Raw genomic sequence first — 15,189 nt, forward strand, 5'->3', positions numbered from 1 at the left:
AGGCCGCCCAGGCCGCCGCCGCCGCCCAGGCCGCCGCCGCCGCGCAGGCCGAGGCCGTCCGCCGCGCCCAGTGGGACGCCGCGCAGCGCGCCTCGGTGCAGGACCCGGCGCTCGTCCAGCAGCAGATCCGCCAGGCGCAGATCGAGCAGCCCGTCGTGCACCAGGCCGCCGCCCCGTACCAGGTGCCCGCCGCCCAGTACGCCCCCCAGGCCCCACAGAACCCGCAGGCGCCGACGGGTGTCCCGACGCAGCGCAAGCGCCGCACGTGGATCCCTGTCGTCTCGGCCGCGGCCGCCGCAGCCATCGTCGCTGCCGTCGCCACCGGCGGCGTCGTGACCGGCCTGTCGCACGACGACGACGCGTCCGCCGGTCGTCCGGCCTCGCTCGCCACCATCGGCCAGGACACCAACGACACCGTCCCGGTCTCCGGCTCCACGTCCGACGCCCCCGACTGGGAGGCCGTCTCCAAGGCCGTCCAGGCCTCGGTCGTCGCCATCTCCGTGACCATCGGCGGCGGCAGCTCCGGCGCCGAGGGCTCCGGGGTCGTCGTCGACGACGCCGGCCACATCGTGACCAACAACCACGTCGTCGGTGACGCGGACAAGGACAGCATCTCGGTCACGCTGAACGACGGCCGCATCTTCAAGGCCACCGTCGTCGGCACCGACCCGACCACCGACCTGGCCGTCATCAAGCTCACCGACCCGCCCAAGGACCTCAAGGCCGCCGCGTTCGGCGACTCGTCCAAGGTCGTCGTCGGCCAGCCCGTCATGGCCGTCGGCAACCCGCTCGGCCTGGCCAGCACCGTCACCACGGGCATCGTCTCCGCGGTCGACCGTCCGGTCTCGACCTCGGGCGAGGGCAGCACGGAGACCACCGTCACCAACGCCATCCAGGTGGACGCCGCGGTCAACCCCGGCAACTCCGGTGGCCCGCTGTTCGACGCCTCCGGCCGCGTGATCGGGATCAACTCCTCGATCGCCACGCTGTCGCAGGAGTCGGGCTCGATCGGCCTCGGCTTCGCCATCCCGGTCGACCTGGTCAAGAACATCGCCGCCCAGCTCGTCGAGGACGGCTCTGCCGAGCACGCCTTCCTCGGTGTGACGCTCGACGACGGCACCGCCACCGCCGACGGCGTGACCCGCCGCGGCGCGGTGGTCAAGTCGGTCAGCGACGGCTCGCCCGCCGCGAAGGGTGACATCAAGGTCGACGACACGATCGTCGCGATCGACGGCAAGGCCGTCGCCGGTGCCGAGTCGCTCACCGCCTACGTCCGGGCCCTCCCGGCCGACACCAAGGTCACGCTGACGGTCGTCCGCGACGGCAAGGCGTCGGACATCGACGTCACGCTCGCGGTCCGCCCGGAGCAGGCGGCCTCGTCGGACAACGGCAGCCAGCAGGCGCCGGACCAGCAGGGCGACGGCAGCCAGCAGGCGCCCGACCAGCAGGCCCCCGACCAGGGCCAGCAGGGCGACGGCAGCGACCAGGGCGGCGCCAACGGCCTCCCGAACGGCATGAGCCCCGACGAGCTGTGGAAGTGGTTCCAGAGCCAGCAGCAGGGCTGATCTCTCGCTGACCGCCGGCGGCCGCCGGTCCCCGCACCCCCCATCGGGGATCCGGCCGCCGGCCCCGGGCTCCTTCCCGGACGGTCAGCCTCCTGCGGCTCACACCCCTGAGCCGCGCCACCGCGGTCCGACACGGACCGCCACCAGTCCCGGACCGCACACGCCGCGGTCCGGGACTTGGGCGTTCGGCACCGCGCCGCGTCCACGGCGCGAGCAGGCGCCGTCGGCGTCCGCGCGGGTCCTTGAGCGGGGCCGGCGGGTCAGGCGTCGCGGCCGAGCGCGTAGCGCATCGGCTCGAGCTTGGCCTCGGACTCGGCGAGCTCGGCTGCCGGGTCGGACGCGGCGACGATGCCGCAGCCCGCGAACAGGCGCACGCGTCGCGGGTCGTCGGAGTCGATGTGCGCCGAACGCAGGGCGATGCCCCACTCGCCGTCGCCGTCGGCCCCGAACCAGCCCACCGGTCCGGCGTACCGGGCACGGTCCATGCCCTCGATACCGCGGATCAGCTCGCGGGCGGCGACCGTCGGGGTGCCGCAGACGGCCGCCGTCGGGTGCAGCGCGGCGGCGAGCGCGAGCGACGAAGGGTGCGCGCCCTCGGTCGGTGCGAGGACGCCCGTGACGTCGGACGCGAGGTGCAGCACGTTCGGCAGGTGCAGGACGAACGGCACGTCGGGGACGTTCGTCGACGAGCAGAACGGGTCGAGCGCGTGCGCGACCGACTGCACCGCGTACTCGTGCTCCTCGAGGTCCTTCGAGGAGTGCGCGAGGATCGCGGCGCGGGCCAGGTCGGCGTTGTCGTCGCCGGTGCGCCGGATCGTGCCGGCGAGCACGCGGGAGGTGACCAGCCCCTTCTCGGAGCGGACCAGCAGCTCGGGCGTCGCGCCGACCAGGCCGTCCACGCTGAACGTCCAGCAGGACTCGTACGCGTCGGCGAGGCGTTCGAGCGCCCACCGCGCGTCGACGGGGTGCTCGGTGACGGCGTGCACGTCGCGGGCGAGGACGACCTTCTCCACCGCACCGGAACGGATGGCCGCGATGCCCTGCGCCACGATGTCGCGCCAGTCGCCGGCCTCGTCGTCGGAGTAGGCCACGACGCCGGGGTCGGTCGGTGCCACGCGCGGACCGATGACGTCGCTCAGCCGCGGCGCCCTGCCGATCCGGGCGCCGGTCGTGATGCTCGTCAGCCACGTCCGGCCCCCGCGACGACCGACCACGACGCTGGGCACGACGACCACGCCGCCGGCGGGAGAGTCGTCGTCGAACGCGAACGAGCCGAACGCGACCGGTCCGGACCCGGGGACTCCGACCTCGTCGCGCACGATCGCGTGCGCGAGCAGCTTCTGCCACGCCCGCTCCGCGTCGGCGAACCGGTCCGGTCCCGCGACCTCGACGCGCAAGGTCTCGCCCCAGCCGACCAGCCCGTCGCCGCGGCGCACCCACGCGAGCGGTGACCCGGTCGAGGGCAGGAGGTCCAGCAGGTCGGCGGCGGACCGCTGCTGCGCCAGGTCGTCGAGAGCGACGGTGCGCACCACGAGGGGGTGCGGGACCGGGGTCCCGGCGGACCCCGGGGCGGTGGGCTGCTGGCTCATCAGGGCCAGCGTAAGCCTGCGCCGAGCGCACGCCGTGCCGACCCTCAGGTGGCGCTCAGCACAGTGTGACCCCGTGCGTGCGTTCGTCCCGGGCGCGGCGGACCTGCGACGATGGGGACCATGCCGCGCGCCAGCCTCGAGAAGGACCCGCACGACGTCGCCGTGATGTTCGACGCCGTGGCCGCCCGATACGACCGCACGAACGACGTCCTGTCGCTCGGGCAGGACCGGGCCTGGCGGCGCGCCACCATCAAGGCCGTCGACGCCCAGCCCGGCCAGACGGTCCTCGACCTCGCCGCCGGCACCGGGACCTCGTCGGAACCCATGGCCGACGCTGGCGTGCGCGTCATCGCGTGCGACCTGTCCGTCGGGATGCTCGAGGTGGGCAAGCGGCGCCGGCCCGACCTGGCGTTCGTGGCCGGGGACGCGCTGCACCTGCCGTTCGCCGACGAGTCCTTCGACGCGGTGACGATGTCGTTCGGGCTGCGCAACGTGTCCGACGTCGAGGGCGCCCTGGACGAGCTCTACCGCGTGACCAAGCCCGGCGGCCGGCTCGTCGTCTGCGAGTTCTCGCGACCCACGTTCGCGCCGTTCCGCACGGTCTACACCAACTACCTCATGCGGGCCCTGCCGCCCGTCGCGCGGGCCGTGTCCAAGGAGCCCGACGCGTACGTCTACCTTGCCGAGTCGATCCGCGCGTGGCCCGACCAGGCCGCCCTCGGCCGCCTCATCAAGGGCACCGGCTGGACCCAGGTCGCGTTCCGCAACCTCACCGGCGGCGTCGTCGCCCTCCACCGCGCCACGCGCCCGGAGTAGGCGCCGCGCTCGCGTCCGGCGACGGACTTCCTCGGCGGCCATCGCCGGTCGCCCACCCGGCGGCGCCATCCGGCCTGACCTAGCGCCACTTGGGACGCGTGGTGCTCGAGTGACTTCTGAGGCATCTCAGGCGTCTCACGGGCCACTCCAGTCCCAGGTGGCGCCAGGTCGCGTCGGTTCGGCCCGTCCCGACGCTGCCGGGCCGCGCGAGGACTCCTGCCCGCCCCGGCCGCCCCCACCCGCAGGTCAGCCGGCAGATTCGCACGGCCGCTCTGCGACGAGGGCACGAGGAGGTCGACGACCACCGGGGACCGTGCCGGAGACCCGCGCCGGCGGGTCCCGCGCGAAGCCCGATCAGCGAATGCCGGGACTCGTCGCCCGCCGGGGTGAACAATGGGGTGCGCAACGCCTCGAACTGCACCGGCGGGGCGTCGTCTGCGGGATGTTCGACCACGAGTTTCCGCGCAGATCAGGGCCGTTCCGCACCCTGTCGTCGCAAGTAAGCCAAGCCTTCGCAGACAGCGTTTCTGGCCGTGGTTACACTCGCCGAATCAGTACGTGAACAACGTCACAAGTGGGGTCACTGGTGGTGGATGCAGCGCACGATGACGCAGACGTCATCGTCGTGGGCGCGGGCCCGGCAGGGTCCGCCGCCGCGTTTCACTGCGCCTCCGCGGGCTTGGACGTGCTGCTCCTGGAGAAGTCCGAGTTCCCCCGCGACAAGGTCTGCGGCGACGGCCTGACGCCCCGCGCGGTCGCCGAGATGGTGCGCATGGGCCTGCCGATCCGCGAGCAGGACGGGTGGATCCGGAACAAGGGTCTGCGCGTCATCGGCGGCGGGCACCGGCTCGAGCTGGAGTGGCCCGAGCTGTCGAGCTACCCGTCGTACGGGCTGGCCAAGTCGCGCATGTCCCTGGACCACACGCTCGCCGACCACGCGCGCTCCGCGGGCGCCAAGCTGCAGGAGCGCACGAACGTCACGGGCGCGGTGCGGGACGAGCGCTCCGGCCGCGTCGTGGGCGTCACCGCCAAGACCGCCGACGGCGCCGCGGAGTACCGCGCCCCGATCGTCATCGCCGCCGACGGCGTCTCCGCACGGCTCGCCACCGGCATGGGCCTGGAGAAGCGCATGGACCGCCCGATGGGCGTCGCGGTCCGCACCTACTTCCGCACCCCGCGGCACGACGACGCGTGGATGGAGAGCCACCTCGAGCTCTGGGACGGCGAGCCACGCAAGTCGAACCTCATGCCCGGCTACGGCTGGATCTTCGCCCTCGGCGACGGCACCGCCAACGTCGGCCTCGGCTCGGTGTCGAGCACAGCGGCCGCGACGAAGGTCGACTACAAGGCGCTCTTCGCCAAGTGGATGGCCAACGCGCCGGCCGAGTGGGAGTTCACGCCCGACAACCAGGTCGGCCCGGTCCGTGGCGCGGCGCTCCCGATGGGGTTCAACCGCGGGCCGCTGTACGGCAACGGCCTGATGCTCGTCGGCGACTCCGCCGGGATGATCAGCCCGTTCAACGGCGAGGGCATCGCGTACGGCCTGCAGGCGGGCCGGGTCGCCGCCGACGCGATCGCCCAGGGCCTGGCGCGGGGCACCGCCGCCGGCCGGGAGCGCGCGTTCGCCACCTACCAGCGCCGGATGAAGGATGACCTCGGCGGCTACTACACGCTCGGCCGGGTCTTCGTCCGGCTCATCGAGCACCCGGAGATCATGCGGGTGTGCACGCGGTACGGCCTGCCCCAGCCGCTCGTCATGAAGTTCGTCCTCAAGCTCTTGTCCGACTGCTACGAACCCCGCGGCGGTGACCTGGTCGACCGGGTCATCTCCGGACTCAGTCGGCTCGCACCGGCAGCCTGACCGCACCACGCTGTACCCGACCCCCCGCACCGACCTCGCCGTTGAGGAGTGACGCACGATGAGCAACCCGTACGTGCCGCTGCTGTTCCTGATGGGCATCGCTGCCCTCATGGCGCTCGGTGGCGTTGGCTCCAGCGTCATGCTCGGCCCGAAGCGGTACAACCGCGCCAAGCTCGAGGCGTACGAGTGCGGCATCGAGCCCACCCCGCACGCCATCGGCGGCGGCCGCTTCCCGATCAAGTACTACCTCGTCGCGATGACGTTCATCGTCTTCGACATCGAGGTGGTGTTCCTCTACCCGTGGGCCGTCAGCTTCAGCACGCTCGCGATGTTCGGGCTCGTCGCGATGATCGGCTTCCTGCTGATCATCACGGTCCCGTTCGTCTACGAGTGGCGTCGCGGGGGCTTCGAGTGGGACTGACAGCGGTCATGACCACAGCTATCACTGCACATCCGGAGGTGTGAGATGGGGATCGAAGAGGCGCCGTCAGGCTTCCTGCTCACGACGGTCGAGGATCTCGTCGGCTACTTCCGCAAGTCGTCGCTGTGGCCCGTGACGTTCGGCCTCGCGTGTTGTGCCATCGAGATGATGGCCGCGGGCGCGAGCCGGTTCGACATCTCCCGCTTCGGCATGGAGGTCTTCCGCGCCTCGCCGCGCCAGGCCGACCTGATGATCGTCGCCGGCCGCGTGAGCCAGAAGATGGCACCCGTCGTGCGCCAGGTCTACGACCAGATGTCGGAGCCCAAGTGGGTGCTCTCGATGGGGGTCTGCGCCAGCAGCGGCGGCATGTTCAACAACTACGCGATCGTGCAGGGCGTCGACCACATCATCCCGGTCGACATCTACCTGCCGGGCTGTCCGCCGCGGCCCGAGATGCTCATCAACGCGATCCTGGCCCTGCACGAGCAGATCGAGAACGAGCCCCTCGGCGTGAACCGCAAGAACGCGGCCGCCGCCGCCGAGGCCGCCGCGCTGGCCGCGACGCCGACGTCGCACATGACGGGGCTGCTGAAGTGACCGAGAAGAACGATGCCGCTGCCGCGGTGAAGCCCGGTGCCGCCGGCACCGAGGCGCAGGCGACGACCGAGGCGGCCCTCGAGGCGGGCGCGCAGAACACCACGCGCACCCCGATCGACATCGTCGACGTCCGCAAGGGCATGTTCGGCGCGACGGGCTCCGGCGACACGTCGGGCTACGGCGGCCTCGTCGCCCCGATCGCGCTGCCCGGCCCGAGCGAGCGCCCCTACGGCGGCTGGTTCGACGAGGCCGTCGACATCCTGACCGAGGTGCTCGACGAGTCCGGCACGGGCTACGCGAACGCGGTCGAGTCCGTCGTGATCGACCGCGAGGAGATCACGCTGCACGTGCGGCGCGAGCACGTGGTCGAGGTGGCGCAGGTGCTGCGCGACGACCAGGACCTGCGCTTCGAGCTCAGCCTCGGCGTCTCGGGCGTGCACTACCCGCACGACGCGGGCCGCGAGCTGCACGCGGTCTACCACGTGGTCTCGGTGACGCACTCGCGCCGCCTGCGCTTCGAGGTCGCGGTGTCCGACGACGACCCGCACATCCCGTCGACGGTCCCGGTGTACCCGGCCAACGACTGGCACGAGCGCGAGACCTACGACTTCTTCGGGATCATCTTCGACGGGCATCCCGCCCTGGCCCGCATCGAGATGCCCGACGACTGGCCGGGCCACCCGCAGCGCAAGGACTACCCCCTCGGGGGCATCCCGGTCGAGTACAAGGGCGCCACCGTGCCGCCCCCGGACCAGCGGAGGTCGTACCGATGACCACACCCAACGCCCGAACTGCAGCACCCCGCTCTACCCCACGGGTCGTCGACGGCGACACCGAGGGCATCCCCTCCTTCGAGGCGTCCGGCGGCGACTGGTCCGACATCGCCGAGGAGGCCGCCCGCCTCGGCGAGGAGCGGATCGTCGTCAACATGGGCCCGCAGCACCCGTCGACCCACGGCGTGCTCCGGCTCATGCTCGAGATCGACGGCGAGACGGTGACCGAGGCCCGCGCGGGCATCGGCTACCTGCACACCGGCATCGAGAAGAACATGGAGTTCCGCACCTGGACCCAGGGCGTGACCTTCTGCACGCGCATGGACTACGTGGCCCCGCTCTTCCAGGAGGCCGCGTACTGCCTGGCGGTCGAGAAGCTGCTGGGCATCACGGACGACGTGCCCGAGCGGGCGACGGTCATCCGCGTGCTGCTCATGGAGCTCAACCGCATCACGAGCCACCTGGTCTGCCTGGCCACGGGCGGCAACGAGCTCGGCGCGACGACGATCATGACCGTGGGCTTCACCGCCCGCGAGGAGATCCTGAAGATCTTCGAGCTGATCACCGGGCTGCGCATGAACCACGCGTTCATCCGCCCCGGCGGCGTCGCGCAGGACATCCCCCCGGGTGCGATCGACACGATCCGCGAGTCGCTGGTGGTCGTCCGCAAGTTCTTCAAGCAGCTCGAAGACCTGATGATGGCCAACCCGATCCTGCACCTGCGCCTCAAGAACGTCGGCTACCTGGGTCTGTCGGGCTGCATGGCGCTCGGCATGACGGGACCGGTGCTCCGCAGCGCGGGCCTGCCGTACGACGTGCGCAAGGCCACCCCGTACTGCGGGTACGAGACGTACGACTTCGACGTGCCGGTCGAGCAGACCGGCGACTCGTGGGGCCGCCTCGTCATCCGGGTCGAGGAGTGCTACCAGTCGATGAAGATCGTCGAGCAGACCCTCGACCGCCTCCAGAAGATGGGCCCCGGCCCGGTCATGGTCGCGGACAAGAAGGTGGCCTGGCCTGCGCAGATGGCCATCGGCGCCGACGGCATGGGCAACTCGCTCGACCACATCCGCGAGATCATGGGCACCTCGATGGAGGCCCTGATCCACCACTTCAAGCTGGTCACCGAGGGCTTCCGCGTGCCGGCCGGTCAGGTGTTCCAGACCGTGGAGCACCCGCGCGGCGAGCTGGGCGTGCACCTGGTGTCCGACGGAGGCACGCGGCCGTACCGGGCGCACTTCCGGGACCCGTCGTTCAACAACCTGCAGGCGACGTCGATCATGTGCGAGGGCGGGCAGGTGGCCGACGTCGTCGTCGCTGTCGCGTCCCTCGACCCTGTGCTCGGAGGGGTGGACCGCTGATGTCGGTGGAAGCTGGGCGGACGCCCGGGCAGACGCACCGGACGTCCTACGACGCGGAGACGCACGCGCGCCTCACCGCGGACTCGGACCTGATCGTCGCCCGCTACCCGCAGGCGCGTTCCGCGCTGCTGCCGATGCTGCACCTGGTGCAGGCCGAGGACGGCTACGTCAGCCCGCGCGGGATCGCGTTCTGCGCGTCGCACCTGGGCCTGACCACGGCCGAGGTGTCCGCGGTCGCGACGTTCTACACGCAGTACAAGCGCCACCACAACGGCGAGTACACGGTCGGCGTCTGCATCAACACGCTCTGCGCGGTCATGGGCGGCGACGCCATCTGGGAGGAGCTGTCCGACTACCTCGGGGTCGGGCACGACGAGACCACCGACGACGGCCGGATCACCCTCGAGCGCGTCGAGTGCAACGCGGCCTGCGACTACGCGCCGGTCGTGATGGTCAACTGGGAGTTCTTCGACAACCAGACCCCCGACACCGCGCGCGACCTCGTCGACACGATCAGTGCGGGCAAGCCCGTGGTCCCCACCCGCGGTGCCGACACGGTGGTGACGTTCCGGGAGATGTCCCGCGTTCTCGCCGGGTTCGACGACGGCCGCGCCGACGAGGGTGTGGGCGCCGGCGTCCCGACGCTGCGCGGCATCGAGCTGGCCCGCGCCGAGGGCTGGACGGCCCCGCCGCTCGAGGCCAGCGGTTCCGCGGCTCCCGCGGCGCCCAGCCAGCCGAAGGTCGGCGGCGAGCAGTCGAGCGCCGAGCGGCCCGCGACGACGGCCGGCGACGTGTCGCCCTCGGGCGAGCAGAAGAAGCAGACCTCCGACGACGCGAAGGAGTCCTGATGGCGACCACGCTGACCCCGGTCCTCACGGACACGTGGGACGCCGACCGCTCGTGGGCCCTGTCGACCTACGAGGCGGCGGGCGGCTACAAGGGCCTGCGTCGCGCCCTGACGATGCAGGCGGCCGACGTCGTCACGATGGTCAAGGACTCCGGGCTGCGCGGCCGTGGCGGCGCCGGCTTCCCGACGGGCATGAAGTGGGGCTTCCTGCCCGCGCCCGACGGCGGACCCCGCTACCTCGTCGTCAACGCGGACGAGTCCGAGCCGGGGACCTGCAAGGACATCCCGCTCATGATGGCCAGCCCGCAGCACCTGATCGAGGGCATGATCATCACGAGCTACGCGATCGGCTGCGACCACGCGTTCCTCTACGTGCGCGGCGAGGTGCTGCACGTGTACCGGCGGCTCCTGAACGCGATCCAGGAGGCCCGCGCGGCCGGCTACCTGGGCACGGACATCCTCGGCTCCGGCTACAACCTGGAGATCACGCTGCACGCGGGCGCGGGCGCGTACATCTGCGGCGAGGAGACGGCGCTGCTCGACTCGCTCGAGGGCCTGCGCGGCCAGCCGCGGCTCAAGCCCCCGTTCCCTGCGGTCGCCGGCCTGTACGCGCGCCCCACGGTGGTGAACAACGTGGAGTCGATCGCGTCCGTGCCGGGCATCGTCGTCGGCGGCTCCGACTGGTTCAAGTCGATGGGCACGGAGAAGTCGACCGGCCACGGGCTGTTCTCGCTGTCCGGCCACGTCACGCGGCCCGGCCAGTACGAGGCGCCGCTCGGCATCACGCTGCGCGAGCTGCTGGAGATGGCCGGCGGGGTCCGCGAGGGTCACGAGCTGAAGTTCTGGACGCCCGGCGGGTCCTCGACGCCGATCTTCACGGCCGAGCACCTCGACGTGCCGCTGGACTACGAGTCGGTCGGTGCGGCCGGCTCGATGCTCGGCACGCGCGCGCTGCAGATCTTCGACGAGACCACCTCGGTGGTCCGCGCGGTGACGCGCTGGACGGAGTTCTACAAGCACGAGTCCTGCGGCAAGTGCACGCCGTGCCGTGAGGGCACCTACTGGCTCACGCAGGTGCTGCAGCGCATCGAGGCCGGTCAGGGCACGTCGGCGGACATCGACCTGCTCCTCGACCTCTGCGACAACATCCTGGGCCGCGCGTTCTGCGCCCTGGGCGACGGCGCGACGAGCCCGATCACGTCGGCCGTGCAGTACTTCCGGGAGGAGTTCGAGGCCGGCACGCACACGCCGGCCGACGTGCTCTTCCCGCCCGAGGACAGCTCGCTGTTCACCTACACGCCGCGCCAGACCGGCGTCCTCGCGGGGGTCCACGCATGACGATCCTGTCCTCCGGCGCGAACACGAAGCTGGTCCCGTCGGCTCCCCTCGAGAAGCCCGCGGAACCGGCCGCCACGGTCACCTTCACCATCGACGGCATCGAGACCGAGGTGCCGAAGGGCACGCTGGTCATCCGCGCCGCCGAGGAGCTGGGCATCCAGATCCCGCGGTTCTGCGACCACCCGCTGCTCGCGCCCGCCGGCGCGTGCCGCCAGTGCCTGGTCGAGGTGTGGGCGCCCGGTCGCGACGGTGCCCTGTCCAAGATGCCCAAGCCCCAGGCCTCCTGCACGCTCGAGGCCGGCCCCGGCATGCAGGTCAAGACGCAGCACACGTCCGCCGAGGCCGACAAGGCGCAGCACGGCGTCATGGAGCTGCTGCTCATCAACCACCCGCTCGACTGCCCGGTCTGCGACAAGGGCGGCGAGTGCCCCCTGCAGAACCAGGCCATGAGCAACGGCCGGGGGAGCACCCGGTTCGTCGACGTCAAGCGCACGTTCCCCAAGCCGATCGCCATCTCGACGCAGGTGCTCCTGGACCGGGAGCGCTGCATCCTGTGTCAGCGCTGCACGCGGTTCTCCGAGGAGATCGCCGGCGACGTGTTCATCGACCTGCAGAAGCGCGGCGCCAACCAGCAGATCGGCCGGTTCGACACGCAGATCCTCGGGTTCGAGGGCGAGACGCCGATCGGCGCGTCGGCCGAGGACACCTCCGGCCGGCCGTTCGCCAGCTACTTCTCGGGCAACACGGTGCAGATCTGCCCGGTCGGAGCCCTGACCAGCGCGGCGTACCGCTTCCGTTCGCGCCCGTTCGACCTGGTGAGCACGCCCGGCGTCGGCGAGCACGACTCCCAGGGGTCGGCCATCCGCGTCGACCACCGCCGCGGCGTCGTGCTCCGGCGGCTCGCGGGCGAGGACCCGACCGTCAACCAGGAGTGGATCACCGACAAGGACCGCTTCGCGTTCAACTGGCAGTCGGCCCCCGACCGCATCACCACCCCGCTCGTGCGCAACGCCGACGGCGAGCTCGAGCCGGCCAGCTGGGTCGAGGCGCTCGACGCCGCCGCCGCGGGTCTGCGTGCGGCGGCCCACCCGACCGACCCGCGCGAGCCCGCGACCGGCTGGGCCGTCCTCGCCGGCGGTCGCCTGACGCTCGAGGACGCCTACGCGTACGGCAAGTTCGCCCGCGTCGCGCTCGGCACCAACGACGTGGACGGGCGGGCCCGCCCGCACTCCGCCGAGGAGGAGGCCTTCCTCGGTCACCACGTGGCCGGCCGCACGCTCGAGGTCACGTTCGCGGACCTGGACCGGGCGCCCACCGTGCTGCTGGTCGGCCTGGAGCTCGAGGAGGAGGCCGGGATCGCGTTCCTGCGCCTGCGCTCCGCGGTCCTGGACCACAAGACCACGGTCCTGTCGGTCGCGGCCCTGGAGAGCCGTGGCCTGCAGCGCCTGAGCGGCACGCTCATCCCGTCGGCCCCCGGCATCGAGGCCGAGGTGCTGGACGGGCTTGCCGACGAGGTCCTCGACGGGCTCCGTGCGGACGGCGCGCTCATCCTGGTGGGTGAGCGGCTCGCGAGCGTGCCCGGCGGCTACTCGGCCGCCCTGCGGCTCGCCGAGCGCACCGGTGCCCGCCTGGCGTGGATCCCGCGTCGTGTCGGCGAGCGGTCCAACGTCGAGGCGGGTCTGCTCCCGACGCTGCTGCCCGGCGGCCGGCCGGTCGCGGACTCCGCGGCCCGCGTCGACCTCGCCGCGGTGTGGGGCGTCGACAGCCTGCCCTCCGCGGAGGGCCGCTCGACCGGCGAGATCATCGCCGCGGCTCGTGCGGGCCTGCTCGGCGCGCTCGTCGTCGGCGGCCTCGAGCCGGGCGACCTGCCCGACCCGGCGATCGCCCGCGAGGCCCTGGACGTCATCCCGTTCCTCGTCTCGCTCGAGGTGCGTCGCTCGGAGGTCACCGACCGCGCGGACGTGGTCCTCCCGGTCGCGCCGCCCAGCGAGAAGTCCGGCACGTTCGTCACGTGGGAGGGACGCCCGCGTCCGTTCCCGCAGGCGCTCGTGTCGCACGCGCTGGCCGACCACCGCGTGCTCGACCAGCTGGCCGACGCCCTCGGCGCCGACCTGGGCCTGCCGTCGCTGGAGGCCGTGCACGCCGAGCTCGACCAGCTGGGCGGCTGGGACGGTGCGCGCATCGCCGCCCCGTCGGTCGCTCCGGCCGAACCGCCGGCCGTCAGCCCGGGCACCGCGGTGCTCGCCACCTGGCACCAGCTGCTCGACACGGGTCGGCTGCAGTCGGGCGAGCCGTTCCTGGCCGGCACCGCCAAGCGGGCGGTCGCGCGGATCTCGCTCGGCACCGCGCAGGGTGTCGGCGTCGTCGACGGCGGCTCGATCGCGGTGGGCACCGACGCCGGCACGATCACGCTGCCGGTCGTCGTCACCGACATGCCGGACCACGTGGTCTGGCTGCCGACGAACTCGCTCGGCAGTGCCGTGCGAGACACCCTGCACGCCGACGCGGGGGACGTGGTGCGCCTGGCACCCGGTCCGCGGGCGGTCGAGCCGCAGAACGAGGAGGCCAGCGCATGATCACCGACGCGCTCCCGCCCGTCGTCGCGAACTTCAGCAACGACACCTGGTGGATCGTCCTCATCAAGGCGGTCGCGATCGTCGTGTTCCTGCTGGTCAGCGTGCTGTTCGCGATCTGGTTCGAGCGCAAGGTCGTCGGCCGGATGCAGCAGCGGCCCGGACCCAACGTGCACGGCCCGTTCGGCCTGCTCCAGTCGCTGGCCGACGCCATGAAGCTCCTGGTCAAGGAGGACATGACCGTCAAGGCCGCCGACAAGATGGTCTACATCATCGCGCCGATGATCGCGGTGTTCTGCTCGCTGCTGGTGTTCGCGGTCATCCCGTTCGGGCCGATGGTCGACATGTTCGGCATCGAGACGCCTCTGCAGCTGACCGACTTCCCGGTGGCCGTGCTCTACATCCTGGCGTGCGCGTCCGTGGGCGTGTACGGCATCGTGCTCGGCGGCTGGTCCTCCGGCTCGACGTACCCGCTGCTCGGCTCGGTCCGCTCGACCGCCCAGGTGATCAGCTACGAGCTCGCGATGGGCCTGTCGCTGGTGACGGTGTTCATCGTCGCGGGGTCGATGTCGACGTCGCAGATCGTCGAGTCGCAGCACCGGCTCTGGTGGTTCATCCCGCTGATCCCGGCCTTCGTCATCTACATCGTCTCGATGGTCGGCGAGACCAACCGGCTCCCGTTCGACCTCCCCGAGGCCGAGGGCGAGCTCGTCTCGGGCTACATGACCGAGTACTCGTCGATGAAGTTCGCGTGGTTCTTCCTCGCGGAGTACATCAACATGCTCAACGTCTCGGCGATCGCGACGACGCTGTTCCTCGGCGGCTGGCGGCTGCCGGTGCCGGAGAACTTCCTGGGCGGCGCCCTCAACGAGGGCTGGTGGCCGATCCTGTGGTTCATCGCCAAGATCTGGATCTTCATGTTCTTCTTCGTCTGGGTCCGCGGCTCGGTGCTGCGCTTCCGGTACGACCAGTTCATGAAGATCGGCTGGAAGATCCTGATCCCCGCCGCGCTCGCGTTCGTCGTGGTCGTCGGCGTCTACCAGGGCGTGCACCAGTTCACCGACGTCCCGCTGCAGAAGGTGCTGATCGCGGTCGCCGTCGTGGTCCTGGTCGGCGCGCTGATCTGGGCGTTCATCCCCGAGAAGAAGCCCGATCCACCCAAGGGACCGAAGGCGCCCGAGGTCTACGACCCGTACGCGGGCGGCTACCCCGTGCCGCCCCTGCCCGGTCAGGTGCTGCCGCCGTCGCCGCGCAAGCAGCGCATGGCCGCAGCCAAGGCAACTGTGTCCGTGGCGGACAGGCCCGCCCGGTCGAGTGCCGACGAGAGCGACGAAGGAGGGGTCAACGGTGGCTGACAAGCCCAAGCCCACACCCGCAGGGTCCGGCAAGCAGCCGGCCCGCAAGCCGGCGCAGTCCGCTGCCCGCAAGCCCGCACCGGCGCCCGGGAA

The 15,189-nt window shown here is 71.8% G+C and carries 12 protein-coding genes; 11 read left to right on the forward strand and 1 reads right to left on the reverse strand.

Features of this window, described 5'->3' with window-relative positions; translation table 11 throughout:
• A partial coding sequence (locus AC1DUE_RS14565) for a S1C family serine protease (RefSeq protein WP_477040149.1) occupies positions 1-1,565 on the forward strand: 1,565 nt, incomplete at its 5' end.
• Between the two features lie 260 nt (positions 1,566-1,825).
• Here AC1DUE_RS14565 and AC1DUE_RS14570 read toward each other — a convergent pair.
• Positions 1,826-3,154 (reverse strand): isochorismate synthase, encoded by a 1,329-nt coding sequence (locus AC1DUE_RS14570; protein ID WP_477040150.1) that lies wholly within the window; start codon positions 3,152-3,154, stop codon positions 1,826-1,828.
• Between the two features lie 120 nt (positions 3,155-3,274).
• Between AC1DUE_RS14570 and AC1DUE_RS14575 the strand changes: the two genes are divergently transcribed.
• From AC1DUE_RS14575 to nuoH, 10 genes are all read left to right on the forward strand, one after another.
• Positions 3,275-3,970 carry a demethylmenaquinone methyltransferase gene (locus tag AC1DUE_RS14575; protein WP_477040151.1) on the forward strand — a complete coding sequence of 232 codons (696 nt, stop codon included), beginning with the start codon at positions 3,275-3,277 and terminating at the stop codon, positions 3,968-3,970.
• A 589-nt stretch (positions 3,971-4,559) separates the two neighbouring features.
• Positions 4,560-5,831 (forward strand): geranylgeranyl reductase family protein, encoded by a 1,272-nt coding sequence (locus AC1DUE_RS14580; RefSeq protein ID WP_477040152.1) that lies wholly within the window; start codon positions 4,560-4,562, stop codon positions 5,829-5,831.
• 58 nt (positions 5,832-5,889) lie between these two features.
• Positions 5,890-6,252, forward strand: coding sequence for an NADH-quinone oxidoreductase subunit A (locus tag AC1DUE_RS14585; RefSeq protein ID WP_477040153.1), 363 nt, complete (start codon positions 5,890-5,892; stop codon positions 6,250-6,252).
• Between the two features lie 45 nt (positions 6,253-6,297).
• Positions 6,298-6,849, forward strand: a complete 552-nt coding sequence (locus tag AC1DUE_RS14590; protein ID WP_477040154.1) for a NuoB/complex I 20 kDa subunit family protein — start codon at positions 6,298-6,300, stop codon at positions 6,847-6,849.
• Positions 6,846-7,622 (forward strand): NADH-quinone oxidoreductase subunit C, encoded by a 777-nt coding sequence (locus tag AC1DUE_RS14595; protein ID WP_477040155.1) that lies wholly within the window; start codon positions 6,846-6,848, stop codon positions 7,620-7,622. Before AC1DUE_RS14590 ends, AC1DUE_RS14595 begins: the two co-directional genes overlap by 4 nt.
• Entirely contained in the window at positions 7,619-8,983 is a 1,365-nt protein-coding gene (locus AC1DUE_RS14600; RefSeq protein ID WP_477040156.1) for an NADH-quinone oxidoreductase subunit D, read from the forward strand. Before AC1DUE_RS14595 ends, AC1DUE_RS14600 begins: the two co-directional genes overlap by 4 nt.
• Positions 8,983-9,831 (forward strand): NADH-quinone oxidoreductase subunit NuoE, encoded by an 849-nt coding sequence (gene nuoE / locus AC1DUE_RS14605; RefSeq protein ID WP_477040157.1) that lies wholly within the window; start codon positions 8,983-8,985, stop codon positions 9,829-9,831. Before AC1DUE_RS14600 ends, nuoE begins: the two co-directional genes overlap by 1 nt.
• The gene (gene nuoF / locus AC1DUE_RS14610; protein ID WP_477040158.1) at positions 9,831-11,168 is read left to right on the forward strand and encodes an NADH-quinone oxidoreductase subunit NuoF; all 1,338 of its coding nucleotides are present in this window, start codon (positions 9,831-9,833) and stop codon (positions 11,166-11,168) included. Before nuoE ends, nuoF begins: the two co-directional genes overlap by 1 nt.
• The gene (locus AC1DUE_RS14615) at positions 11,165-13,744 is read left to right on the forward strand and encodes an NADH-quinone oxidoreductase subunit G (protein ID WP_477040159.1); all 2,580 of its coding nucleotides are present in this window, start codon (positions 11,165-11,167) and stop codon (positions 13,742-13,744) included. The genes nuoF and AC1DUE_RS14615 overlap by 4 nt, the downstream gene beginning before the upstream one ends.
• The gene (gene nuoH, locus AC1DUE_RS14620; protein WP_477040160.1) at positions 13,741-15,096 is read left to right on the forward strand and encodes an NADH-quinone oxidoreductase subunit NuoH; all 1,356 of its coding nucleotides are present in this window, start codon (positions 13,741-13,743) and stop codon (positions 15,094-15,096) included. The genes AC1DUE_RS14615 and nuoH overlap by 4 nt, the downstream gene beginning before the upstream one ends.
• The last annotated feature ends 93 nt before the right edge of the window (positions 15,097-15,189 follow it).

The organism is Cellulomonas sp. P4_A2 (assembly GCF_056402515.1).